Origin of the sequence: Christiangramia sabulilitoris, from assembly GCF_007050985.1 — a bacterium.
Lineage (GTDB): Bacteria > Bacteroidota > Bacteroidia > Flavobacteriales > Flavobacteriaceae > Christiangramia > Christiangramia sabulilitoris.
Map to the genome: position 1 here is coordinate 32,886 of NZ_VHSF01000001.1, position 24,633 is coordinate 57,518.

General features: G+C 38.7%; 21 protein-coding genes. 8 read left to right on the forward strand and 13 right to left on the reverse strand.

The genetic code is table 11. The features are described from left to right. Positions 1–11: 11 nt before the first annotated feature. From FGM01_RS00130 to FGM01_RS00145, 4 genes are read right to left on the reverse strand one after another with little or no spacing between them, the layout of a single operon-like run. A complete protein-coding gene (locus tag FGM01_RS00130; protein WP_143409095.1) occupies positions 12–599 on the reverse strand; it encodes a Maf family nucleotide pyrophosphatase in 588 nt (195 codons plus the stop codon). A 3-nt stretch (positions 600–602) separates the two neighbouring features. Then, positions 603–1,517, reverse strand: a complete 915-nt coding sequence (locus FGM01_RS00135; protein WP_143409096.1) for a geranylgeranylglycerol-phosphate geranylgeranyltransferase — start codon at positions 1,515–1,517, stop codon at positions 603–605. Positions 1,518–1,520: 3 nt separating this feature from the next. Next, on the reverse strand, positions 1,521–2,036 hold the full coding sequence (locus tag FGM01_RS00140; protein WP_143409097.1) for a KdsC family phosphatase: 516 nt from the start codon (positions 2,034–2,036) through the stop codon (positions 1,521–1,523). Then, the gene (locus FGM01_RS00145) at positions 2,020–2,781 is read right to left on the reverse strand and encodes a Rossmann-like and DUF2520 domain-containing protein (protein ID WP_143409098.1); all 762 of its coding nucleotides are present in this window, start codon (positions 2,779–2,781) and stop codon (positions 2,020–2,022) included. Before FGM01_RS00145 ends, FGM01_RS00140 begins: the two co-directional genes overlap by 17 nt. A gap of 127 nt (positions 2,782–2,908) precedes the next feature. On the opposite strand from FGM01_RS00145, the gene FGM01_RS00150 reads away from it, so the two are divergent. Further along, complete coding sequence (locus tag FGM01_RS00150; RefSeq protein ID WP_143409099.1) at positions 2,909–6,073, forward strand: cytochrome c biogenesis protein CcsA; 3,165 nt, start codon at positions 2,909–2,911, stop codon at positions 6,071–6,073. Positions 6,074–6,150: 77 nt separating this feature from the next. Here the strand turns inward: FGM01_RS00150 and fumC are convergent, their stop codons facing one another. Further along, positions 6,151–7,545, reverse strand: coding sequence for a class II fumarate hydratase (gene fumC, locus FGM01_RS00155; protein WP_143409100.1), 1,395 nt, complete (start codon positions 7,543–7,545; stop codon positions 6,151–6,153). A 290-nt stretch (positions 7,546–7,835) separates the two neighbouring features. Here fumC and FGM01_RS00160 point away from each other — a divergent pair, with 290 nt between their 5' ends. Next, positions 7,836–8,348, forward strand: coding sequence for a hypothetical protein (locus tag FGM01_RS00160; protein ID WP_143409101.1), 513 nt, complete (start codon positions 7,836–7,838; stop codon positions 8,346–8,348). A gap of 124 nt (positions 8,349–8,472) precedes the next feature. Then, positions 8,473–8,649, forward strand: coding sequence for a hypothetical protein (locus tag FGM01_RS14470; protein WP_026934940.1), 177 nt, complete (start codon positions 8,473–8,475; stop codon positions 8,647–8,649). 42 nt (positions 8,650–8,691) lie between these two features. On the opposite strand, the gene FGM01_RS00165 is transcribed toward FGM01_RS14470, so the two are convergent. The 4 genes from FGM01_RS00165 to prfB all read right to left on the reverse strand — a co-directional run bounded on the left by FGM01_RS00165 (position 8,692) and on the right by prfB (position 13,239). Beyond that, positions 8,692–11,235, reverse strand: coding sequence for a TonB-dependent receptor (locus FGM01_RS00165; RefSeq protein WP_143409102.1), 2,544 nt, complete (start codon positions 11,233–11,235; stop codon positions 8,692–8,694). 113 nt (positions 11,236–11,348) lie between these two features. After that, on the reverse strand, positions 11,349–11,717 hold the full coding sequence (locus FGM01_RS00170) for a hypothetical protein (protein WP_143409103.1): 369 nt from the start codon (positions 11,715–11,717) through the stop codon (positions 11,349–11,351). Between the two features lie 11 nt (positions 11,718–11,728). Continuing rightward, the gene (gene arsC, locus FGM01_RS00175; protein ID WP_143409104.1) at positions 11,729–12,070 is read right to left on the reverse strand and encodes an arsenate reductase (glutaredoxin); all 342 of its coding nucleotides are present in this window, start codon (positions 12,068–12,070) and stop codon (positions 11,729–11,731) included. 70 nt (positions 12,071–12,140) lie between these two features. Next, a protein-coding gene (gene prfB, locus FGM01_RS00180; protein WP_143409105.1) for a peptide chain release factor 2 occupies positions 12,141–13,239 on the reverse strand; the annotation gives its coding sequence in 2 pieces (ribosomal slippage) (positions 12,141–13,175 and positions 13,177–13,239; 1,098 coding nt in all). A 97-nt stretch (positions 13,240–13,336) separates the two neighbouring features. Here prfB and FGM01_RS00185 point away from each other — a divergent pair. Then, positions 13,337–15,730, forward strand: coding sequence for a zinc-dependent metalloprotease (locus tag FGM01_RS00185; RefSeq protein ID WP_143409106.1), 2,394 nt, complete (start codon positions 13,337–13,339; stop codon positions 15,728–15,730). 1 nt (position 15,731) lies between these two features. Here FGM01_RS00185 and FGM01_RS00190 read toward each other — a convergent pair whose 3' ends face one another. From FGM01_RS00190 to FGM01_RS00200, 3 genes are read right to left on the reverse strand one after another with little or no spacing between them, the layout of a single operon-like run. Beyond that, positions 15,732–16,583 carry a transglutaminase-like domain-containing protein gene (locus FGM01_RS00190; protein WP_143409107.1) on the reverse strand — a complete coding sequence of 284 codons (852 nt, stop codon included), beginning with the start codon at positions 16,581–16,583 and terminating at the stop codon, positions 15,732–15,734. Positions 16,584–16,625: 42 nt separating this feature from the next. Continuing rightward, positions 16,626–17,570 (reverse strand): alpha-E domain-containing protein, encoded by a 945-nt coding sequence (locus FGM01_RS00195; protein WP_143409108.1) that lies wholly within the window; start codon positions 17,568–17,570, stop codon positions 16,626–16,628. A 3-nt stretch (positions 17,571–17,573) separates the two neighbouring features. Beyond that, the gene (locus tag FGM01_RS00200; RefSeq protein WP_143409109.1) at positions 17,574–19,046 is read right to left on the reverse strand and encodes a circularly permuted type 2 ATP-grasp protein; all 1,473 of its coding nucleotides are present in this window, start codon (positions 19,044–19,046) and stop codon (positions 17,574–17,576) included. Positions 19,047–19,242: 196 nt separating this feature from the next. Between FGM01_RS00200 and FGM01_RS00205 the strand changes: the two genes are divergently transcribed. Both FGM01_RS00205 and FGM01_RS00210 read left to right on the forward strand, forming a co-directional pair. Next, the gene (locus tag FGM01_RS00205) at positions 19,243–20,271 is read left to right on the forward strand and encodes a threonine aldolase family protein (RefSeq protein WP_143409110.1); all 1,029 of its coding nucleotides are present in this window, start codon (positions 19,243–19,245) and stop codon (positions 20,269–20,271) included. An 82-nt stretch (positions 20,272–20,353) separates the two neighbouring features. Then, positions 20,354–20,869 carry a redoxin domain-containing protein gene (locus FGM01_RS00210; protein WP_143409111.1) on the forward strand — a complete coding sequence of 172 codons (516 nt, stop codon included), beginning with the start codon at positions 20,354–20,356 and terminating at the stop codon, positions 20,867–20,869. A gap of 70 nt (positions 20,870–20,939) precedes the next feature. Here FGM01_RS00210 and FGM01_RS00215 read toward each other — a convergent pair whose 3' ends face one another. After that, positions 20,940–21,266, reverse strand: coding sequence for a YbaB/EbfC family nucleoid-associated protein (locus FGM01_RS00215; RefSeq protein WP_143409112.1), 327 nt, complete (start codon positions 21,264–21,266; stop codon positions 20,940–20,942). Between the two features lie 62 nt (positions 21,267–21,328). On the opposite strand from FGM01_RS00215, the gene FGM01_RS00220 reads away from it, so the two are divergent. Then, positions 21,329–23,455: a S9 family peptidase gene (locus FGM01_RS00220; protein ID WP_143409113.1), complete on the forward strand. Its 2,127-nt coding sequence runs from the start codon at positions 21,329–21,331 to the stop codon at positions 23,453–23,455. A 75-nt stretch (positions 23,456–23,530) separates the two neighbouring features. After that, positions 23,531–24,571, forward strand: coding sequence for a cysteate synthase (capA, locus tag FGM01_RS00225; protein ID WP_143409114.1), 1,041 nt, complete (start codon positions 23,531–23,533; stop codon positions 24,569–24,571). Positions 24,572–24,633 lie beyond the last annotated feature (62 nt).

The window sequence follows — 24,633 nt, forward strand, 5'->3', positions numbered from 1 at the left end:
AGTTACAAATTTCAATTCTGTACCAGTTCTCTGATGGTTTTATAAACAAGGTGCGTAGGTAAGCCTACTACATTAAAATAACTGCCTTCGATCTTTTCGATCCCTATTAATCCTATCCATTCCTGTATAGCATAACCACCGGCTTTATCAAATGGCTTAAAATTAGTTACATAATACTCGATTTCCTCGACTGTAAGCTCTTTAAAAAATACCCGGGTATTATGGTTTAATATTTTCTGGGTTTTAGCAGTGGTAAAACAAACCGAAGTGATCACTTCATGATCCTTGCCAGATAAGGCCTTGATCATATTCACAGCTTCCTGGTGGTCTGCAGGTTTCCCAAGGGCCACACCGTCATTATAAACTATGGTATCACTGGTAATAAGAATTTGATTCTCTTTCAGGTCATCAAAAGCTTCGGCTTTTAATACAGAAAGATAATTCGTGATCTCTTCTCTTTTGAGATGTTCTGGGAAAATTTCATGTACAGGTCGTACATCCCTGGTTACAGGTATATTTAAATCCTCAAAAAATCGTTGCCTTCTGGGAGATCCGGATGCAAGAATTATTTCATAATCTTTTAAAATGTCTTTCAGCATGATTTAAAGTAAAATGAATTGTAAGAGACCTATGGAGATAAACCCGAAAAATAAAATAGCTTTTAATACCGCACTTAGCCGGGCATATTCATTTTTTTTCTCTGCGCTTAAAATATTGATCAGGAAAAATAACAGAGGGGCGACCAGGAATAACAGGGTATATATTACCGCACTGATATTTTCAAACAGGTATTGATAAATATAATAAATCAAGAATGCAAGCGGGATCAAACCAGCCACAAAAAGGATCTTATTAACCCTTTTTTTTCCAAATTCTATAGGCAGAGTCCGGTAACCGGCATTATAATCACCATCGATATCCTGCTGGTCTTTTACGATCTCGCGTAGTAAATTTATGAGAAAAGCGAATATGGAATAATCGAGTAAAATTGAAAATATGGTAGACTGGGTTTGTTGATTTTCAGGGGTAATGGCCGGAAGTAAATCATATAGTCCTACGCCAACCGGAATTAACCCTACGATAAGACTCACCAGAATATTTCCTACTAAAATAGTTTGTTGAAACTGGGAGTTATAAAGATACAGGATGGCAGATCCAAAAATAAAAAAGGCCGAAAAACCTGGCCTGCCTATCATATTTGAAAGATAGAATCCCAGACCAACCCCAATAATATTCAGAATAAAGAAAAGACGGTAGGCAGATTTTTCTGAAATATTCTTATTAATATAAGTACGCTCCGGTTTGTTGGCAAGGTCAGCCGGCACATCATATATATCATTTATAACGTAACCGCCTGCGGCCACCATAACTACTGCCAGAACAAGCAACGAAAATCCAAAAAGATTTAGGGTAATTGCAACCCCGAAAGGTTCGAACAGGCCATATTTAATAAGAAACATCGTAAGAGCGATAAAAAGGAGGTTACCAGCTCTTATCAATTTTAGATAGCTAATCATCGATCAGGATTTTTTCTCCATCCATTTGCCCTGAACTTTCATTACCTGCTCTATTACATCCCGCACGCAGCCCTCACCGCCTTTTTTATGCGACACATAAAGAGAAACTTCTTTTACTTCTGGAACAGCATCCTGAGGGCAGCATGGTAATCCCACGAGTTTCATAGGATAATAATCGGGGATGTCATCTCCCATATAAAGAACCTGTTCTGCTTTGATATTATAGATATCAAAAAATTCATCCATTTGCTCCACCTTGTCGTGCACTCCCAGGTAAATATCTGTAATCCCCAGATCACGCAGGCGTGCCCTTACGCCTTCATTTTTACCTCCGCTTATAATGCAAACCGTATAGCCGGCATTGTGCGCCATTTTCATGGCATACCCGTCTTTGGTGTTCATTGTTCTTAAAAGTTCTCCTTTAGTAGAGATCTGAATATCTCCATTGGTTAGAACTCCATCTACGTCAAAAACGAAAGTATTGATCTGGTTGAGGTGTTCTTTATAGCTTTTTTCCATATAGCTTCTGTATAGATTCGGTTAAAATTTTATAGATCTTTTGTTTGTCTTCATCCAGCATCGCCAGGTGCGCGTTTATAGTTTCCTGGTCATTTCTCATTGCCGGACCGGTTTGTGCGGAATAGGGTTCTAAAATTTCAATTTTAGAAACAGTTTCCTTGATTAGAGGTCTTAGAATCCCGAATGGTAATTCATTTTGCTGGCAATATTCCTGAGCCAGGGTAAAGAGGTGATTGCTAAAATTATTCACAAAAACTGCCGATAAATGCAGCGCCCGGCGCTGTTCAGAATTTACTTCAAATACTTTGTTGCTTACTTTGGCGGCAACTTCTTTGAGAAAATTTAGATTTTCAGAAGTATTTGCTTCAAGGCATAATGGTACCTCAGAGAAATCTACCGGCATGTTCTTAGAAAAGGTCTGTATAGGGTAGAAAACACCATAATTCTCAAACTTCATCAAAGCATCCATGGATACGCTTCCGGAGGTATGAGTCACCAGGCCGGTTTTTATATTCAGCTCTTGAGCAAGGGCAGTAATAGCTTCGTCTTTGATCGCAATGAGATACAGGTGAGCCTCTTTTAACTTCGAAGGATCTGAAATACATATTTCAGAATCATGTACAAAATTAAGGTGGTCAATATTGCGATTAAAAACCTGTATGATCTCCAGTCCCTGAGCTTCAGAAAAGCTACGGTATAAGTGAGAAGCAACGTTTCCGGCACCAATAATTACCACTTTAATCATTTGGCTAAAATACCAAAAATTTTAAGCGGGCGAAATTAACATTTGTCAACTTAAGAATGAATAGGGATATGTCCCTAAAACTGATAATAAATCGTTAAATTTGCAGCCGTTAAAATGACACTTTTTCATGCAGAAAAAAATAGCCTCAATCCTTTTTTCTACCCGCATAATGGCCGTTTTATTTATAATCTTCGCAGTTGCGATGGCTATGGGTACTTTCATAGAAAGTTGGTATAGTATAGAAACCGCAAAAATTCTGATTTATAATACCTGGTGGTTCGAGGGAATCATGCTATTCCTTCTTATCAATTTTATAGGGAACATTAAGAGATATCAGCTTTATAAAAAAGAGAAGTGGAGTACATTATTATTGCACCTTTCATTTATCTTAATCCTTATAGGAGCTTTCATTACCAGGTATATTAGTTATGAGGGAATTATGCCTATCAGGGAAGGTGAGACAACTGAGGTATTTATGACACAGGAATCCTATCTTACTTTTTTTATAGATGGTGAAATAGATGGAGAACCCAGGAGAAGGGTGCTTCAGGAAGATGTATTATTCGGGCCGGAAGTAGATAATAATTATACTTTAAATACAGATTTCAACGGGCAGCCGGTAACTTTTGAAATGATCAATTTCATCCATGGTGCTGAAGAAGCTTTGGTTCCTACAGAAGACGGTGAGAATTACCTAAAGATCGTTGAAGCCGGAGATGGTGACCGTCATGACCATTATCTTCAGGAAGGAGAGGTAAGCAACATTCACAACACACTTTTTACCTTGAATAGCCCACAGGATGGAGCTATTAATATTCAGGTAACCGAGGATGGCCAATATCTTATAGATTCACCATTTGAAGGTACTTATATGAGAATGGCAGATCAAAAACAAGGTGAACTTATCCAGGATTCTATCCAGCCATTAATGTTGAGGTCGCTTTATAATGTTGGGAATATGCAATTCGTGATTCCCGAGCCGGTAGTAAAAGGGGAGTATGACGTGGTTCCTACCAGGCCGAAGAACAAGGATGATATGGATGCAGTCACAATAAATGTTTCCTCAGGAGGTGAGTCTGAAACTGTAACCCTGCTTGGAGGACAAGGTGTGGTAGCAGATCCTGTGCAGGTGAACCTGGCCGGACTGGAAATATTTCTGAATTATGGTTCTATAGAAAAAGAGCTTCCCTTCGCTTTAAAATTGAATGATTTCATTGCTGAAAAATATCCCGGTACCGCAGACAGGGCAACGCCCGGGTACGCTTCTTTTAAAAGTAAAGTAGAGATCATTGAAGAAGGAGAGAAACCACAACCTTATGATATTTATATGAACAATGTTCTTGATCACGAAGGCTACAGGTTTTTCCAATCCAGTTTCCACCCTGATGAAAAGGGCACAATCCTTTCTGTGAATCACGATTTCTGGGGAACCTGGACTACCTATATCGGGTATTTTCTACTCTATTTAGGCTTGATCTGGATCCTGTTCGATAAAAACTCAAGATTTGGTCATTTAGATAAAACCCTGACTAAGATCAAGAAACGTAAGCAATCATTAACGACATTGTTAATTCTGGTGGGCGCCACTTTTGGAATGCAGGCCCAGGATACAGAGCATGCGCACAGTGATACCAATAAGTCCCAGATAGATAGTATTATAAAGACCAATGCGGTAAGTGAGGAACACGCCGCAAAGTTTGGACGACTAATTATTCAGGATGCAGGGGGAAGGATGAAGCCGGCAAACACTTATTCTTCAGAGTTGCTGAGAAAACTAAGTAAAAGTGATGAATACGCGGGGTTAAGTTCAGATCAGGTATTGGTGTCGTTAACTGAAAATCCTGTTTTCTGGTACCAGGCGCCGATCATCTATGTTAAAAAGAAGAATGACAGCCTGCATAATATTCTAGGGGTAGAAAAGGGAAGAAAATATTTAGCTCTAACCGATTTCTTTGACGAAAAAGGAAACTATAAGTTGTCACCGGTGCTGGAAAGCGCTTATAAAGCTGCAGTTCCCAACCAGTTTCAGAAGGACTTCATTGAGACCGATAAGAAGGTGAATCTTCTGTACCAGGCGGTACAGGGAAAGGTATTAAAGATCTTCCCCATTCCGGAAGATGACAATAACGAGTGGGTCTCCTATCCCGAAGCAGGAGAGGCAAATTTGAAAGGAATGGATTCTGTATATACCCAGCAAATACTCCCATTATATATGAATGCCTTAAGAACAGCCAGGGAGACCGGAGATTATGAAAAGGCAGACCAATACCTGGAAAGTATTAAAAGCTTTCAGACAAAATTTGGGAGCGAAGTAATGCCATCAGAAGATAAGGTAGATGCAGAGATACTTTATAATAAATATGATGTATTCAGAAACCTTTTCTGGATGTACATGCTGGCAGGATTACTCATGTTGTTTTTTGTGATCGTACAGATCTTTAACGATAATAAAATCATTAAAAGCCTTATCAGTTTAGGAACTGTTTCAATTATCATACTGTTTATTATCCACACTGCCGGTCTTGCGGCAAGATGGTACATTTCAGGTCATGCTCCCTGGAGTGATGCCTATGAATCTATGATCTATGTGGCCTGGGCTACTATGTTCTTTGGTTTGGTCTTCGGAAGCAAATCTAAATTAACCATCGCTTCAACAGCCTTTGTAACTTCCATGATTTTAATGATCGCCCACTGGAACTGGATGGATCCGGCGATTGCCAATCTACAACCGGTCCTTAACTCTTACTGGTTAATGATCCATGTTTCTGTGATCGTGGGAAGCTATGGTCCCTTTACTCTGGGTATGATCTTAGGAGCAGTAGCATTAATTCTAATGATCCTTACCAATGATAAGAACCGTAAGAAAATGGAGATCAATATACACGAGATCACTGTTATTACCGAAATGGCCTTAACAGTTGGTTTGGTAATGCTTACCATTGGTAACTTCCTGGGAGGACAATGGGCAAATGAAAGCTGGGGTAGATACTGGGGCTGGGATCCAAAAGAAACATGGGCCCTAATCAGTATTTTTGTATATGCCTTTGTTATTCATATGAGACTGGTGCCGGGATTACGAAGCCGCTGGTTTTTTAACCTGATGGCGATCATTGCCTTCGCCAGCATTATGATGACCTATTTTGGAGTGAATTTCTATTTAAGTGGTTTACATTCTTATGCTAGTGGAGATAAGGTGATCACACCAAGCTTTGTATATTATTCTATCGCTGTGGTTGCGATTTTGGGAGCTTTATCATATTGGAAATTCCAGAAGTATTTTGCTAAAAAATAGTAAGTTAATAGTAAAACTTATATAATAAAAAACCCCGCATATTTGCGGGGTTTTTATTTAACCATGAATGAAAATTTTTATGAATTCCCAATCATATCTTTAGGATCAACCCACTCGTCAAATTGTTCTTTTGTAACATAACCCAGATTAACCGCTTCTTCCTTTAAAGTGGTTCCGTTCTTATGAGCGGTATTGGCAATTTCGGCAGCTTTATAATAACCAATTTTGGTATTTAAGGCTGTTACCAGCATCAGGGAATTATTCAAATGTTCCTGAATTCTCTTTTCATTGGCTTCGATCCCTCGTGCGCAGTGTTCTTCAAAAGAAGCACAGGCATCGCCTAGCAGTTCTGCACTTTGCAACAAGGCATTCGCCATAACCGGTTTAAAAACATTAAGTTCGAATTGTCCCTGCATTCCTCCAACGCTCATGGTTGTATCGTTTCCTATCACCTGGGCGCAAACCATGGTTAGTGCCTCGCATTGGGTAGGATTCACTTTACCCGGCATGATCGAAGATCCGGGCTCGTTAGCCGGAATATTGATCTCTCCAATTCCGCTTCTTGGTCCAGAGGCCAGCATCCGGATATCATTTGCTATTTTATTAAGGGCGACCGCTAATTGTTTTAAGGCACCATGCGTTTCAACAAAGGCATCATGTGCGGCTAAAGCTTCAAATTTATTACCGGCAGAAACAAATGGCAGATCTGTAAATTTAGCAATGAATTCTGCTACTCTTTTAGAGTACCCTTTAGGAGTGTTCAAACCGGTTCCTACGGCTGTACCGCCCAGGGCAAGTTCGGAAAGATGAGGCAACGAATTTTCTAATGCCCTGATGCCGTAATCTAACTGTGCCACATATCCGCTAAATTCCTGACCCAGGGTGAGGGGAGTAGCATCCATGAAATGAGTACGTCCTATTTTTACCGTAGATTTGAATTCTTCAGATTTTTTCTTCAGGGTATTTCTCAGTTGACGTAAACCTGGAAGAGTAACCTTATGGATCTTTTTATAGGCCGCAATATGCATTCCGGTAGGGAAGGTATCGTTCGACGACTGAGATTTATTAACATCATCATTAGGCTGAAGGGTCTTATCTCCTTCCCCGATCTTTTTACCGGCCAGTTGATGAGCACGGTTCGCAATAACTTCATTTACGTTCATATTGCTTTGAGTACCACTTCCGGTTTGCCAGATAACCAATGGAAATTGATCATCATGTTTGCCCTCAAGGATCTCATCACAGACTTTTGCTATAAGATCGCGCTTATCTACCGGAAGAACTCCCAATTCACAGTTGGTATAGGCCGCGGCTTTTTTGAGATACGCAAAACCATAAATAATATCAAGGGGCATGGAAGAGGCAGGTCCAATTTTAAAATTGTTCCTGGAACGTTCGGTTTGTGCACCCCATAATTTATCTGAAGGAACTTTTACTTCCCCCATAGTATCTTTTTCTATTCTATAATCCATAGTACTAAAATTGGTTGTTTCGCAAAGTTAAGGTTTAGCAAAATTCTATAAACCAAAAAAACCTTTAAAATAAAATATTTAAAAAGTTGGAGTTTTCATTGCCGATTGTTCAAAAAAACGAACCCAATTTCTTGTTAAAATCAATTGCCTGAAAAACTAAAACCTGATAGTCGATTTTTTGTAATTGCCTGCAAAACAATTAATTATACATAAAATGGGGGTTTGTTCTAAGTTGTTTTGTTTGTTAAAATCCTTAACTTTTCGCTTCATCTTTTAAAATCAAAAATATTATGAAAAAGCATTATTATTTCAATTTATTCATCTCGATATTATTGCTTGTTTTCATAGGCTGTAGTTCAGATGATGACGGACAGATTTCTGAACAATTTATTATTGCCAACGTGAATGGAGTGGATTTTCATTCAGATGCCAAACTCACGCCTACAGGCTTTACCCGTATTCTAATGCCAGCCGGAAGGATCAATCTACATGTTAAGGCCTTATCTGCCGATGGAAATGTCCTTGAACTTTTGATAGATAATTTCCAGGGGCCCGGTAAATATTATTTTGGCGACAATTTTTACAATAAAAGCTGGGTGAAATTCGATATGCCATCCACGTCTGAATCCTGGAGTGTAAAAGCCAGTGAAGCATTGAACCGGCATACCAACTTCATTGAGATCACCTCAATAAAGGATAATTATATAGAAGGTAAGATAGCCTGCGATGAACTCATCAATAATCTGGATGGTATTTTAGGCGCTATGTCAGGAGAATTCAGACTTATCATCACCGAGCAATAATGCAGAAGGTTGGTCACATAATATAAAACCAGTCTAGGTTCAAAAATAAAAAGTGAGGTTTTTTCTGTGATAAGCGGCGTAGTCTTATTATCTTTGGCCAGATTCAAATCAAACTTTGACTGTTATGTTCGAATTCGATCAATACCTTGGCTTCTTAGCATTTTTAGCGATATTGACAATGGGTTTCTGGCTTATGATCTTTTTAATGGCATTCCTACCTTACTGGATAGGAGGCTCTGTTGGAGAGTTGATAAAGGAAAAACGTGAAGCTCGAAAAAAAGCTAAAGCGGAAAAAGCATAAAAAAAAGGGACTAATTTTAGTCCCTTTTTTTTGTCTTAAATTCTAGAATTCTCCTCCCTCATCGTCATAATCTCCACCACCATCGCCTCTTTGCTGGCGTTGCTTCTTTTGATTGAATCTATAAATAAATGAGATGTTCACTCTTTGTCCCTGTCTCCACTGGAATTCCGTTTCCTGTTCAAAAAAATCGGTTCTGGTATTCTGTCTTCTAATTCCACCATTGAATATATCGCTAACGTTTACCGCGATCGTAGCCCTATCATTCAGTAATTCTTTACTCAGGGCAGAACTTACAATCAATAAACCGTCTCTTCGTCCCTGAACTTCATCTGAAGCACCTCTGTAAAAGGCATTTGTTTGCCAGTCTATTTTCCAAGGTAAAGTTACTTTAGAACTGAACCTTCCAAACCAGCTTGTATTTTCCTGGCTGTAATCCACGCCGTTAAATTCTCCGTCTAATTTAAACTGAAAGAAATTCACACTTCCATTCAATCTCAACCAGTCTGTAGGGTTATATAAGATCCCTGCTTCTGCACCGGTACGGTCTTCTGTCGCCAGGTTAAAAGGAATACTTCTAATTACTTCTATATCTGTATCATTTGGTCCTGAAATGAATACTTCTTCCTGTACTCTCGAAAAAGCATCTGTTTCTCTTTGATAGTATACCGAGGCTGTAAACGTAAGTTTTTCCCATCTCTTCAAATACCCAAGGTCGAAAGCGTTAGAAAATGCCGGTCTCAGGTTAGGATTACCCTGGAAAATATTATTACGGCTGCTTCTGGAAGGGAATGGATTAATAAACCATCCTCTGGGTCTGTTGATCCTTCGGTTATATCCTAAAGTAATGTTTTCCTCTTCTCCTAATTCATAGATAAGGTTTACCGTAGGGAAAAGCCCTAAATAGTTATTATCAAAATCTGTATCAATCTCAAATGAGAACTCATCCTGCAACTCCTGTTCAGCAAGTTCAGAAGTAATCTCACCTTTTAGGTTAGTGTTCTCAAGTCTTAATCCCAACAGGAAACTAAAATCTCCAAATTTCGATCCATATTGTGAATACAGCGCCTGTACATTTTCAGAATAATCAAAAACATTGGTTTGGTTCCTGTTAATCACCAAAACACCATCAGCATTTTCCTGAAGTAAGAGATAATCTGTGATCTCATTTTCGAAATTACCACGGTATCCAGCCTCAAACTGCGATTCTTCTCCTATTGGCAAAACATAATCTGCCTGTATCAAATATTCTTTTTGATCTTCAGTGGTCGTGGTTTCTTCACGCGGAATATCTACATCATTAATGTCACTGTTATTATAAATTATAGGTTCTCTAATAAAAGAAGCCTGGGTCTCACTGTCGTTTTCAAATTGGAAATCGGCAGTTAACTCATGTCCGGTATTATTGAATTTCTTAATATAATTTACCGAGAATTGAACACTTTCATCCTCTTCTGTCTCTAATTCTATTCTTCTTGTTCCAAGAAGGGAATTATTATTTAAGAAGTAATCGTTCACGTTGGTGGTAAGGTCTTCATCATTACCATTTCTATAAAAAATGGCACCCGTAATAGAAGACATGTCGCTTATATAATACTCCATACCAAAATTGGTATTGAATCCACGATTTATTCTGTCATAATCTCTGTCTTCAATATTTCTGTCATATTCCAGGCCTTCAAGGAATGGATCTACTCTTGAATCAAAATAACGTGTATCAAAAAAGCCGCTTCCAGGTGACTCATTATATCTATATCCGGTAGTGGTAAAAAGGTTGAATTTATCTGTTCTGTAGTTAACATTGGCTGAAATTCCAGCGTTTTCCGGGTAACCACCGTTAAGAGTTAGGGAGCCGTTAAATCCCAGGGTTTCTTTTTTCCTTAGAATAATATTGATAATCCCGGCAGTACCCTCGGCATCATATCTGGCAGAAGGTGAAGTAATAACTTCTACACGCTCAATAGCTTCTGCAGGCAACTGACTAAGAACATCGGTGCTTCCAAAACCGGCCATGGCTGAAGGTTTCCCGTTTATTAAGATCCTTACATTTTGATTACCTCTAAGGCTGATACCGCCATCAAGATCTACAGAAATAGAAGGAACATTATTAAGGGCATCGCTCACAGTTCCTCCCGCGGTTGTAAGATCTTTACCAATATTATAGATCTTTTTGTCCAGCCTTATATCTACCTGGGTAGTCTCAGCCCGAACTACAACTTCGTCAAGACTTTCAGATCCCAAACCTAATTTGATCGTTCCAAGGTTGAGATCTTTTTTTACGTTACGGTTTAGATATTCTTTGGTTTCGTAGGAAATAAATTCGATGATAATATTATAGGTGCCATTTTTAACTTCTACAGAAAATTCACCATTGGCATCAGTAATTCCTCCATTTATGTCTGAAGGATCTTCTACATTCTGTACTGAAATGGTCGCATACTCTAAAGGTACTTCGAGTTCGTTATCGATTACTCTACCGGTTATCGTATTTTTTTTGAAGTTGGAAGGACCCTGGGCATTTACCGGAAAAATGAAAATACCGCAGAGTCCAAAAATGAGGCTAAGCGTAAAGATCTGTTTTAAGTTCATGGTCAATTTTTGTAGTATGACCAATAGGAACAGGGATGGTTTAATCCTTTGCGGTTAATATTTTGTTAAACTACTTAAGGAAAATATTAAACAAAACTTGATTCGGTTGGATATCAGGATTTTCGGGTAAGCTGTTTGTTTAAATAAACATAATTTTCGAACTGATCTTCTCCAAGAAATTTTTGAAGTGTACGGTATTCGTTCTTTTGTATACTCTTTAATTTATTAATTTGCTGGTTGGTGCCCAGGCTGGAATTAATAATCTCATTTTTCTTTATTGTGTATTCTATAATAGAATCTTCCAGTAACCTGGTTTGCTCTTCATTTAGATGTAACTGATCTTTCCAGGTCAAAGCCAATTCACGGGCCACTTCTTTTATTTCTCTTCTATTTTGTTCGTGGATGTGGATCTGCGAATATACAAATCCAGCCACTGCAGCTGCCGCTACACCAATTAATGCTATTTTATGTTGAACTTTCATTCTTTAACTTTTTAGAGCAATTTTTCAATATCTGAAGGTGGTCTTCCAATCACTGCCTTTCTCTCGGTTTCTACTACAGGTCTTTCAATAAGCTTTGGGTTTTTCACCATCACTGTAATTAATTCGCGGTCACTTAAATCTTTATCCTTATAATTTTCTTTCCAGACCTTTTCATTTTTTCGAACGAGCTGAATAGGAGCGATATCCAGTTTTTTCACTAATTGCTCCAGTTCATTTTCACTTAAAGGCTCTTTAAGATATTCTATTACTTCATATTCCCTGCCAGATTTTTCTAAAATTTCCAGCCCTTCTCTGGACTTACTGCATCTGGCGTTGTGGTAAATTTTCAGCATTATTAATCCTATTTAAAAATAAAATAAACAAATATTTTAGACAATTCTGTCTTGTATAAACGTTAAAATATCAATCTTCTGTTTTTTGTCCCATCATCATCAGGAAAGCTTTTAAAAATGCATCGATCTCTCCGTTCATTACGGCATCAACATTTCCGGTCTCTTGTGAAGTTCTAACATCTTTAACGAGTTTATAAGGATGCATCACATAATTTCTTATCTGTGATCCCCATTCTATTTTCATTTTTGAATCCTCGATTTCTCTCCTTTGTTCCTGTCGTTTTTGTAATTCAATTTCAAAAAGCTGACTCTTTAAAAGTTGCAGTGCTTTATTCTTATTCTCGAGTTGAGAACGCGTTTCAGAATTTTCAATAACGATTCCAGTAGGAGCGTGGCGCAACCTTACCGCTGTTTCCACTTTATTTACATTCTGTCCACCTGCACCACTGGAACGCATTGTTTCCCAGCTTAGGTCTGAAGGGTTGATATCTATTTCTATACTGTCATCTACTAACGGATACACGTATACCGAAGCGAATGAGGTATGCCTTTTCGCATTGGAATCGAAAGGGGAAATTCTAACCAGCCTGTGGACTCCATTCTCGCCCTTAAGCCAGCCAAAAGCGAATTCACCTTCAATTTCAAGAGTTACTGTTTTAACGCCGGCGACGTCGCCAGCCTGGTAATTAAGTTCCCGTATCTTGAATTTGCGCTTTTCTGCCCACATTAGATACATTCTCATAAGCATCTCTGCCCAGTCACAACTTTCGGTGCCACCAGCGCCGGCTGTAACCTGGAGAACAGCACTCATACTGTCTCCTTCTTCAGAAAGCATATTCTTGAACTCAAGGTCTTCTATAAGATCTAAAGCTTTGTCATAACGATCCTGAACATCTTCAGCTGTAGCTTCATTCTCCTTGTAGAATTCAAAAATGACTTCAAGGTCTTCTACCAGGGTTTCTGCTTTTTCATAGTCACCTACCCAGCTTTTTTCAGAATTGACCTCTTTCATGATCTGTTCAGCCTTTTTAGGGTCATTCCAGAAATCGGGAGCAAAGGTCTTTTCCTCCATATTGGTTATTTCGATCTTCTTGGCATCAATGTCAAAGATACCTCCTTAACGCAACCAGGCGCTCTTTAAGATCTCTAATGTTCTCTATTGTTATCATTCATGGTTGATTTAGCGTAAAAATAGAATTAAAGGCAGTTTCGGGAAAGGATTTAACGAATATTTTTTAGTTTTAGAACGCTTTAAAAATTCGCTCTATGCATAAGATTACCTGTATTATTCTGGCGTTCAGTATTTCATTGGCCATGAAAGCTCAATTCCTGGAAAAAAAAGAAAATCTTCAGAATTATGAAGGTTATTTTAACTTTCATTACAATGAAAAGGAAGATGAGATTTACCTCGAAGTAGATAGCCTCGAAACCGAATTTCTCTATACGCACTTCTTAACCACCGGTGTAGGTTCAAATGATATAGGTTTAGATCGTGGCCAGCTTGGAGGGACTGCCGTGGTGAAGTTTCAGAAGGCAGGGAATAAATTATTGCTGATTCAGCCAAATCAGGAATACAGGGCGATCACCGATAATAAAGCCGAAAAGGAAAGTGTAGCTGAAGCATTTGCGAAATCGGTCCTTTTTGGATTTGAGATCAAAGAAGAAAAAGAAGGGAAATATATTATCGATTTCACTCCTTTTCTTTTACAGGATGCTCACGGTGTTACTGACAGATTAAAGAAAGGAAATTATGGAACTTATAAACTGGACAAATCAAAGAGTGCCCTTGCTCTTGCCAGGACCAAAGCATTTCCTGAAAATGTGGAATTTGAAGCGTTGCTGACTTTTGAAGGCGAACCAAAGGGCCGTACCATAAGTACTGTTGCTCCAGATCCTAAGAATATCAGCGTTATTCAACATCATTCTTTTGTGAAATTACCTGATGACGAATATGAAAAAAGGATTTTCGATCCACGAAGCGGAGCGATCTTTATCTCCTATATGGATTATGCCTCGCCGGTATATGAGCCCATAAAAAAGCGATATGCAATCAGGCATCGTCTGGAAAAAAAAGATCCGGAAGCAGAATTAAGTGAAGCGGTAGAACCGATCATCTATTATCTCGATCCGGGAACCCCGGAGCCTGTTCGGTCTGCGCTGCTGGAAGGTGCCCGCTGGTGGAACGAGGCTTTTGAAGAGATAGGATATAAGGATGCTTTTCAGGTTAAAATGTTACCTGAGGATGCAGATCCACTGGATGTGAGATATAACGTCATTCAATGGGTACACCGGTCTACAAGAGGCTGGAGTTACGGCGCAAGTGTAGTAGATCCCAGAACCGGAGAAATTATTAAAGGGCATGTGAGTTTAGGGAGTTTAAGGATTCGACAGGACTTCATGATCGCCCAGGCCATGCTAGAACAGCCTTTTGCCAATAGTGATAATGATCATGACCCAATGATGCAACTGGCCCTGGCGAGAATAAGGCAATTATCTGCTCATGAGGTTGGCCACACCATTGGCTTTACCCATAATTTTGCCGCAAGTACGAATAACAGGGCTTCAGTAATGGATTATCCTCACCCAAAATTTGAGCTAAATAATAGCAAGGTGGGCATTGCCAATGCCTACGATACCGGAATAGGTGAGTGGGATAAGGTGACCGTAAAATACAGTTATAGTGATATCCCTGATGATATGTCAGAGGAGGATTACCTGAATAGTATTCTTAATGAATCTTATAGATCTGGATTGAGGTTTATCTCAGATTCTGATGCCCGTGCGGCCGGAGGAGCACATGCTTTTGCGCACTTGTGGGATAATGGAAAAGATGCTTCAGAAGAGCTGGAAAGAGTTCTGGAAATAAGAAAGACCGCGATAGGGAATTTTTCGAAAGATAACATCAGGAAAGGTGAGCCAATTTCTGTGCTAGAAGACGTTTTTGTGCCTTTATACTTTTTCCATCGCTACCAAACTGAAGCGGTATCAAAACTTATTGGCGGGCTGGAATATAACTATGCAGTAAAAGGAGGCGAGGAAGATATTGTTAATTATCTGGATCCAAAATTGCAGAAAAAAGCCCTGAGAACTCTCTTAAAAACCCTTACTGCCAATGAGCTTGCCATTCCGCAGGATAAGTTATCTCTTTTCCCGCCACGGGCATTTGGGTATTCCAGAGATAGGGAGTCTTTCAGTACCAATACCGATGTAGCTTTTGATGCTTTTGGAGCAGCGGTCACAGCCTCAGACATGACCTTAGGGTTTCTTTTACATTCCGCCCGGGCTGAAAGGCTGGTTCAACAAAATGCTATTAATAATGACATGCCTGGCCTTGATTTTGTTCTCGATGAGTTAATTCAAAATACGATAAAAGTCCAGGTAAAGGATTCCTATATGGCAGGAGTCCAGCAAGCTATCAATTTTGTGGTTTTTAAACATTTACTGAATCTGGCGGTACAGAAGAAATCAACCTCGATGGTAAAGGCAATTACTAACCAAAAGGTCGAGGAACTTGCAACCTGGCTTAAAGGAAGAAATGATGCAGTGTCTAAGGAGATGTATAGAAGCTATAAAATATTCCGGGACAAGCCCGAAGATTTTATAATTGAGTTGAATGTGCCGAAAATACCGGATGGTTCTCCAATTGGGTCTGAACATTGATCTATTGCTGCTGTTGGGCTAAAACTTTAACGTTGTATTCAGTTTCGTTTTTCCCGGAAGAAAATACAATTCCTTTAATGGGTGGGCAGTCGTTATAATCCTTACCATGGGCCACTTTGATATGGTTTTCGGCAGCGATAAGATTATTGGTAGGGTCAAAACCTATCCATCCGCTTTCAGGCAGGCAACACTCCACCCAGGCGTGCATTTGGGAATCCCCAAAATATCCATTCCCCTGGTGTAAGTAACCTGAAACATACCTTGACGGAATACCATACTTTTTGGCGATCGCGATAAAAAGATGGGTAAAATCCTGGCAAACGCCTTGTTTGATCTCAAGGATATGACTCAAGTCTGTATCAATATCTGTGACATTGGTCTTAAAAGTAAATTCTTTTTTGATCCATGCATTCAAATTCTGAAGATTATCAAAAAGACTGATGTTCTCATCAAATTTAAAATCTACTTTTCCGGGTAAACTGGTAAGATCTGTAAACCTTAAAAACACATCATTTTCTGCCCGGAAATCTATAGATCTTAATTGATTGTATTCTTCTTTTGAGTAAAGCTGAGAGACCTGTTCAAAGATGTTTTTTATTTTTTTTACCACTTTAAAATTTGCAGTAAACTCAATAATCTCAAAAGATTGACCCGGTCTTATCCGGTAGGTTTTGAAATTATATCCATTTATTGAATGCTCTACCGGTATCTGTAGAGAATTAGAAAAATCATCTGAGATCAATTCCTGGGTCTCATTGGTTTCAGGAATGATAAGAAACTGCCACAAAGCACCACTAGCCTCATTTTCATAAGTGTTTTTAGCTGCGTATGTAATATTATATTCCAGATTCATAAGACTAATTTAAGCCTGGCAAATAAAGATGAAATTCCAATACTAATAATGAAAATATTCATTCTGTAATTTAAGCCCTATACTATTAAGGTCATCCAGAATATTCTGGATAAAAGTCTCCAGGTCACTCTCGATTTCCTCGATTATTTTAAATTGATATTTCGCTCTTACTTTTCCAATAAGAAAGGCAGAAGAATTCTTTTTAGGATGCTTATCCTGTGATAGAACCATGATATGTTTACAAACCTGATTGAGGCTGTTTATCACAGATCGGGGACAATCGGTATTCAAAATTAAAAATTCCAGAGTGGTAAGACTGGTAGGAGTTTGTCTATAAAAGCGTCTCATCATATCATAAGATTCAGCACATTTTAGTAGCGTGGTCCATTCATAACTATTCTTTAAAGTATCACCATAACTACCCTGGGCTATAACTGCATCTTTAAATTTTGCATTGATGATGCGAATGATCTGGGTGGCTCTTTCGATATTCACTCCCAGCATAATGATGGCATATACTTCATCATGTAACAGTGTTCCCCGAATTTTCCCTCTGAGAATTGAAACATTTTCTGCTACCTGTACGGTAAAGTCATACAGACCTCTTTTTTTAAAATTGTCCACAGGGTAATTCAAAACGAAGTGGTAAAATTTATTGATAGATTCATATAGTTCCGTTGAAATAAGATCTCTCGCGCTGTTAGCGTTTTCTCTTGCCAGTTTCACATAATTAATGATCGAATATGTTTTTTCTGAATTTAAAGCGATATCATACAATACTTCTTCCTCTTCCAGGGAATCTTCTGTTCTGATAAAGTCATCGGCCATAAAAAGCATAGATTGCAGAACAAATTGCCGGGATTGGGAGAGTTCATTGGGAGCATCCAGAGAGGCGAAATAATTAACATTTAAATATCGGGCTATATGCTCTGAACGTTCAATATATCTTCCCATCCAAAACAGGTTATTGGCTACTCTTGCTAACATAAACTATTGATTTTTCTTTAGAACCCAGGTATCTTTTGAACCGCCACCTTGAGAAGAATTAACTATTAAATTTCCTTTTTTCAAGGCTACTCGGGTAAGTCCCCCCTTCAAAACAAAATTCTTGTCACTGCCCAGTAAAGTGAAGGTGCGAAGATCCACATGTCTTGGTTCAAAACATTCACTGTCTTCTATATAAGTGGGATGTACAGAAAGGGACATAATAGGTTGAGCTATGTATTTTCTAGGACTTTCCTGAATTGTCTTTTTAACTTCTTCGATCTCCTCCGGGCTAAGTCTGTTTCCTATTGAAATACCATATCCGCCGGCCTCGTCCACTGGCTTTATTACGAGATTTGCAACGTTCTCAAGAACATATTTTAGTTCATCTGGTCTGCTGCAGTGGTAGGTAGGAACATTGTTTAAAATGGGTTCTTCCTCAAGGTAATATTTAATGATCTGCGGCATATACGTATAAATTGCCTTATCATCTGCTACACCTGTTCCTGGTGCATTAACCAGGCAAACATTTCCTTTTTTATAGGAGGCCATAAGACCCGGTACTCCCAAAGAAGAATCGGGTTTGAATTCCAGGGGATCTATGAACTGGTCATCTATCCTTCTGTAGATAACATCAACTTTTACGGGACCATTGATCGTTTTCATATAAACGAAATCATTTTCAACAAACAGGTCGCGGCCTTCAACCAATTCCACGCCCATGGCCTTCGCCAGGTAAGAATGTTCGTAATAAGCAGAATTGTAGATCCCCGGGGTTATCACTACGCAATTTGGGATATCAACCCCTTTTGGTTTGACAGATTGCAGCATCTCCAGTAAATTTTCTGCATAATTGGTGACAGTATATGCCTGGTAATGGTTAAAGACGCCAAATAAGGCCCGTTTCAGGGCAGTTCTATTACATACCACATAACTCACTCCTGATGGGCATCTAATATTATCTTCAAGCACATAATACCTACCGTCTGAATGCTTTATAAGGTCGGTACCAGAAATATGATTATAGATACCACCGGGAGGATCAAATCCATTCATCTGGTCCAGGTAATTAACAGAAGAACTTATAAGATCTAACGGGACTATACCCTCTTTAATAATATTTTTGTCGTGATATAAATCCCAGAGAAAGGCATTAAGAGCAATACTTCTTTGTAAAACTCCTTTCTCAATAACTTCCCATTCTTCTGCATCAATGATCCTCGGAAAAAGGTCGAATGGGAAAATTTTCTCTTTGATCTCATGGTCACCATAAACCTGAAATGTTATTCCCTGGTTGAAGAATGAAGCTTTCGCCTTATCATTCAATCTTCCAAAGTCCTTTGCCGAATGCTCACTATAGAGGTCAAAAAGGGTTTTATAGGTTTCCCTTACGTTATCATTTTCATCAAAGATTTCATCGTATAATCCGGGATCCCGGTTGTAAGATTTAAAAGTGGGATTTTCAGAATTGTGACTCATGGAATGTCTTTTTCATAAATTATGAATAAAATATCTGTTTATCAGGGTTTTGCGATAAAAAATTTAAGTCGCATAAGTTCCAAGGTGAAATATTAGAGATATCTCCTTCGCTGAAATATGTATTCTAACGGAAGGCGAAATGATTTTTAGAAAAAGACTTTATAAATTTTACCTTAGCAATTCAGAAAAAAAATCAATGAAAGAAATAGACCTTAGAAGTGATACGGTAACCAGGCCAACCAAGGAAATGCTGCAAGCCATCATGACCGCACCGGTAGGTGATGATGTTTATAAGGAAGACCCTACAGTTAATAAGCTGGAACAAAAGTTAGCCGATATGTTTGGTATGGATGAAGCTTTGTTTTTTCCTACCGGAAGTATGGCCAACCAGGCGGGTATTAAACTTCATACCCAGCCGGGAGAACAATTGATCTGTGACAAATGGGCGCATGTCTACAATTATGAGGGAGGCGGCGTATCTTTTAATTCCGGGGTTTCCTGTAAACTCGTAGATGGTGATCGCGGAATGATCACCGCTAAACAGGTGGAAGAGAGCATTAATCCTCCCGATTTCTATCATAGTCCTTTAACTTCTCTGGTATGTTTGGAGAATACAACCAATAAAGGAGGAGGAGCCTGCTATGACCTTGAAGAGGTTAAAAAGATCAGGAAAGTATGTGACAGACATGGCCTGGGACTTCATCTGGACGGAGCAAGATTATTTAACGCAATCGTAAAAAATGATGAAGATCCTAAAACCTATGGTAAAATTTTCGATACCATTTCTGTATGTTTATCCAAAGGTTTAGGAACACCCATGGGATCTGTACTTCTGGGAAAAAGAGATCTTATGAAGAATGCCATTAGAGTGCGTAAGGTATTGGGTGGCGGAATGAGGCAGGTAGGATTTATGGCGGCCGCCGGAATTTATGCCCTGGATAATCATCTTGGGCAGTTGAAAAAGGATAATGAAAGAGCTTCAGAAATTGCCAGACAACTTGATGATCTGAGCTATATAGGAAAGGTGGAACCTGTTGAAACCAATATTATCATTTTTTACCTGAAAGATCCCGAAGATGAATCAAAATTCATAGATGAACTTTCTAAAGAAAATATCCGCATTAGTAATATGGGTCAGGGTAAATTACGAATTGTTACCCATTTGGATTATTCTGAAGAAATGCACTTACATTTTCAGAAAGTACTTAGAGGTATCGCTTTATAAATTTTAAAAAGCTTAACTAAAGATTGGCAGCTTTTTAAGAGGGGCAGAGATTGAAATCTTCTATTTTTCAAAAAAAAGAACGATGAAGAATTTGAAACCCAGACAGGAAGTTCCGGAACTAATTGTAAAAACTACCAAAGGTTTGACCTGGAACCTTCGCGACAATGAGCCGGATAACTTTACAATGCTCATTTTTTACCGGGGGATTCATTGCCCGGTCTGTAAAAAGTATCTGGAAGAACTCAACAACAAAATCGATGATTTCAGAGATAAAGGAGTAAATGCAATCTGTATAAGTTCAAATACTGAAGAATTAGCTCAAAAAACCGTTAAAGAATGGGATGTTGATAATCTGAATATTGGTTATGACTTTAGTATAGAAGATGGAAGAAAATGGGATTTATATGTTTCTGAAGCTATTAAAGATGCAGAGCCGGATGTATTTCTGGAACCTGCCTTATTTTTAATTAAGCCAGACAACACTTTATATTCTGCAAGTGTCCAGTCTATGCCTTTTGCCAGGCCAAAATTTGATGATCTGTTAAAGTCTATATCTTTTGTGCTTAAGGAAGATTATCCTGCCAGAGGAGAGGCTTAATCCTTGAACCTAAAAAAATAAGAAAAGCCCGGAATAATTTTCCGGGCTTTTCTTATTGTGTCCAAAACTTCTATTTCATAAAACTATCCATGCCAGGTATATTAGGCATGCCGTCTTTTGCTGCAGCACCTAATTCTGCTTCGTTTATCTGGGTAGCTTTTTCAATTGCCTTATTCATGGTAAGAACCATATAGTCTTCCAGTTGCTCCTTATCTTCCAGTAACTTTTCGTCAATAGAAATATTCTTGACCTTCCTGTTCGCGGTGATGGTTATTTTCAAGAGTCCGTCACTAGACTGTTCATCTACTAATACAGTATCCAGGCGCTTTTTAGTCGCTTCCACCTTTTCCTGGGCTTCCTTCAGTTTATTCATCATGCCCATCATATCTCCAAACATATTTTTTCGATTTAAAAATTAGAAGTTCAAATTTACTAAATTACCGCGTGAAACAAGCCAATATGAAAAGACTATTAGTATTTCTATTAGGATGCATTACCTTTGCAACCGCTCAAAATAACACTGAATTGAAAAAAGACATAAAAGCCCCAATCGCAAAAAAAATAGCTAAGGAACTCGAGAAGCATGGAGACGTGCGAATTGATAATTATTTTTGGATGAATCAGCGTGAAGATCCAGAGGTAATCTCTTACCTGGAGGCTGAAAATGACTATAATGATAAAATGACTTCTCACACGAAAGCATTTCAGGCAGAGTTATTTGAGGAGATGAAGTCTCGCATTAAAGAAGACGACAAATCTGTTCCATATAAACTGAATGGTTATTGGTACATCACCAGATTTGAAAAAGGTTTTGACTATCCCATATATTCAAGAAAAAAAGAATCTCTGGAGGCGCCAGAAGAGATCATGTTCAATGTGAATAAGATGGCTGAGGACTTTGAGTACTACAGCCTTGGAGGTCTAAATGTAAGCCCAGACAATAAGCTGGTAGCCTTTGGAACCGATACGGTGAGCCGAAGAAAATATACTATTAGAATCAAGAATCTTGAAACTGGTGAGATATACAAGGAAGAGATAAAAAATACCACAGGTGGATCTACCTGGGCTAATGACAATAAGACATTATATTATACCAAGAAGGATCCGCAAACGCTAAGATCGTTTAGAATCTACAAACATATCTTAGGCACAGACCCTGGTGAGGATCAACTTGTGTATGAAGAAGAGGATGAGACTTTTAATACTTATGTCTATAAATCCAAATCCAGAGAGTATATCATCATTGGTTCTCATAGTACTCTTACTACCGAATATCGGTTTCTTGATGCTAATAAACCTGATGGTGATTTTCAGGTTTTCCAACCCAGGGTAAGAGGACTTGAATACAGCATCTCGCATTTTGGCGATAATTTTTACGTCGTTACCAATAAGGATAAAGCTACCAATTTCAAGTTGATGAAAACGCCGGTGAATAATACCGGAATGGATAATTGGGTAGATGTGATCCCGCACCGGGAAGATTTTCTTCTGGAAGACATTGATATCTTCAAGGAATACCTCGTGGTTAGTGAGCGAACAAATGGGCTAAACAAGATCAGGGTAATCAAGTGGGATGGTAGCAAAGAATTTTATATTCCTTTCGATAATGAAACTTATACCGCTTATACTTCTATAAACCCAGATTTCGAAACAGACTTGCTGAGGTATACCTATAACAGCCTTACTACTCCTACCTCTGTTGTAGGGTATAATATGAAGACTGGTGATAAAAAGGTCCTGAAAGAGCAGGAGGTGCTTGGTGGAAAATTCGATAAGAATAACTATATCTCAGAAAGGCGTTGGGCTACTGCTAAAGACGGTACGAAAATTCCGGTTTCCCTGGTTTACAGAAAAGGAACTAAACTTGACGGGAGCAGTCCTTTGCTTCAGTACGCCTATGGTTCTTATGGTTCTACGATAGACCCGTATTTCTCTTCGGTTAGATTAAGCCTTTTGGATAGAGGTTTTATATATGCCATCGCTCACATTAGAGGTGGGGAATACCTGGGGCGTGAATGGTATGAGAATGGAAAGCTATTTTCAAAGAAAAATACTTTTACAGACTTTATCGATGTTTCAGAATTTCTCATAAAGGAAAATTATACAAGTTCCAATCATCTATATGCGATGGGTGGCTCCGCCGGTGGCCTGTTAATGGGTGCGATAGTAAATATGGCGCCAAATCTTTATAACGGGGTTATTTCTGCGGTACCTTTTGTAGATGTCGTGACCACCATGCTGGACGATAGCATTCCGCTTACCACCGGTGAATATGATGAGTGGGGTAATCCAAATTCTCCAGAGTATTATGAATATATGAAGTCTTATTCTCCTTATGACAATGTGGTGGCTCAGGACTATCCAAATATGCTGGTGACCACGGGATTACATGATTCACAGGTTCAATACTGGGAGCCTGCCAAATGGGTTGCTAAACTAAGAGAGTATAAAACAGACGATAATATATTACTGCTTCATACAAATATGGACGCAGGACATGGTGGAGCTTCAGGAAGATTTGAGGCTCTTAAGGAGGTTGCTGAAGAGTATGCGTTTTTACTGGATCTGGAAGGGATAAACCAGTAATTGAAAAATTTGCCTTAAATTTGAACGGTCTTAGAAAGTAATTTTTGAGATCTTTTTTGAAATGAACTTCAATTTATGAAAGAAGACTTGAAGGTATATGACAATGTATTGCAACTCGTAGGTAATACGCCGTTAATACATCTAAATAAAATAACCTCGGGTTATAAAGGCCAATATTTTGCAAAAGTGGAAGGCTTTAATCCGGGTCACTCCTCAAAAGACAGGATTGCCCTGCATATCATCGAAGAAGCCGAAAAGAAAGGTATTCTAAAGCCGGGAGATACTATTATCGAAACGACTTCAGGAAATACCGGGTTTAGTATTGCTATGGTTAGCTGCATTAAAGGCTATGAATGTATACTTGCCGTTAGTTCTAAATCTTCAAAAGATAAGATAGATATGCTGAAGACCATGGGCGCCAAGGTATATGTATGCCCGGCGAACGTTCCGGCAGATGATCCAAGGTCTTATTATGAGGTCGCAAAACGATTGCATTCAGAGATCAAAGGCTCTGTTTATATCAACCAGTATTTTAATGAGTTGAATATTGACGCTCATTTTAACTCTACCGGACCGGAAATTTGGAGGCAAACTGAAGGAAAAATCACACATTTGGTAGCCTGTAGTGGTACAGGTGGAACCATATCTGGCACAGCCAGGTTTCTGAAAAAACAAAACCCGGACATTAAAATTCTTGGAATAGATGCTTTTGGCTCCGTTCTAAAGAAATATCATGAGACAAGGGAATTAGATAAAGAAGAAATATATCCTTATCGTATAGAAGGATTAGGTAAAAACCTGATTCCCTCAGCCACAGATTTCGATGTTATAGATAAATTCACTAAAGTGACCGATGAGGAGGCAGCTCACAGTGCAAGGGAACTTGCGCGTACAGAAGGCCTTTTTGTGGGTTATACCAGTGGTGCCGCGATGCAGGGTTTAAGGCAGCTCCAGGAAGAGGGTGAATTCGATGAAAATTCTAATGTGGTTATTATTTTTCCAGACCACGGCTCAAGATATATGAGTAAAATATATAGTGATGACTGGATGAATGAGCAGGGATTTTTCGATACACAGCACGAAAGCACCTCACAATCGATTGAAGTGATCAAGTAATACGATATTAACACTTATTAACAAAAGCATCCTATTTTTTGTAGGATGCTTTTGTTTTTATT

What these genes read in the sequence shown, in the direction of transcription:
- FGM01_RS00130 (WP_143409095.1), bottom strand. Translation starts at nt 599, where the DNA reads ATGCTGAAAGACATTTTAAAAGATTATGAAATAATTCTTGCATCCGGA.
- FGM01_RS00135 (WP_143409096.1), bottom strand. Translation starts at nt 1,517, where the DNA reads ATGATTAGCTATCTAAAATTGATAAGAGCTGGTAACCTCCTTTTTATC.
- FGM01_RS00140 (WP_143409097.1), bottom strand. Translation starts at nt 2,036, where the DNA reads ATGGAAAAAAGCTATAAAGAACACCTCAACCAGATCAATACTTTCGTT.
- FGM01_RS00145 (WP_143409098.1), bottom strand. Translation starts at nt 2,781, where the DNA reads ATGATTAAAGTGGTAATTATTGGTGCCGGAAACGTTGCTTCTCACTTA.
- FGM01_RS00150 (WP_143409099.1), top strand. Translation starts at nt 2,909, where the DNA reads ATGCAGAAAAAAATAGCCTCAATCCTTTTTTCTACCCGCATAATGGCC.
- fumC (WP_143409100.1), bottom strand. Translation starts at nt 7,545, where the DNA reads ATGGATTATAGAATAGAAAAAGATACTATGGGGGAAGTAAAAGTTCCT.
- FGM01_RS00160 (WP_143409101.1), top strand. Translation starts at nt 7,836, where the DNA reads ATGAAAAAGCATTATTATTTCAATTTATTCATCTCGATATTATTGCTT.
- FGM01_RS14470 (WP_026934940.1), top strand. Translation starts at nt 8,473, where the DNA reads ATGTTCGAATTCGATCAATACCTTGGCTTCTTAGCATTTTTAGCGATA.
- FGM01_RS00165 (WP_143409102.1), bottom strand. Translation starts at nt 11,235, where the DNA reads ATGAACTTAAAACAGATCTTTACGCTTAGCCTCATTTTTGGACTCTGC.
- FGM01_RS00170 (WP_143409103.1), bottom strand. Translation starts at nt 11,717, where the DNA reads ATGAAAGTTCAACATAAAATAGCATTAATTGGTGTAGCGGCAGCTGCA.
- arsC (WP_143409104.1), bottom strand. Translation starts at nt 12,070, where the DNA reads ATGCTGAAAATTTACCACAACGCCAGATGCAGTAAGTCCAGAGAAGGG.
- FGM01_RS00185 (WP_143409106.1), top strand. Translation starts at nt 13,337, where the DNA reads ATGCATAAGATTACCTGTATTATTCTGGCGTTCAGTATTTCATTGGCC.
- FGM01_RS00190 (WP_143409107.1), bottom strand. Translation starts at nt 16,583, where the DNA reads ATGAATCTGGAATATAATATTACATACGCAGCTAAAAACACTTATGAA.
- FGM01_RS00195 (WP_143409108.1), bottom strand. Translation starts at nt 17,570, where the DNA reads ATGTTAGCAAGAGTAGCCAATAACCTGTTTTGGATGGGAAGATATATT.
- FGM01_RS00200 (WP_143409109.1), bottom strand. Translation starts at nt 19,046, where the DNA reads ATGAGTCACAATTCTGAAAATCCCACTTTTAAATCTTACAACCGGGAT.
- FGM01_RS00205 (WP_143409110.1), top strand. Translation starts at nt 19,243, where the DNA reads ATGAAAGAAATAGACCTTAGAAGTGATACGGTAACCAGGCCAACCAAG.
- FGM01_RS00210 (WP_143409111.1), top strand. Translation starts at nt 20,354, where the DNA reads ATGAAGAATTTGAAACCCAGACAGGAAGTTCCGGAACTAATTGTAAAA.
- FGM01_RS00215 (WP_143409112.1), bottom strand. Translation starts at nt 21,266, where the DNA reads ATGTTTGGAGATATGATGGGCATGATGAATAAACTGAAGGAAGCCCAG.
- FGM01_RS00220 (WP_143409113.1), top strand. Translation starts at nt 21,329, where the DNA reads ATGAAAAGACTATTAGTATTTCTATTAGGATGCATTACCTTTGCAACC.
- capA (WP_143409114.1), top strand. Translation starts at nt 23,531, where the DNA reads ATGAAAGAAGACTTGAAGGTATATGACAATGTATTGCAACTCGTAGGT.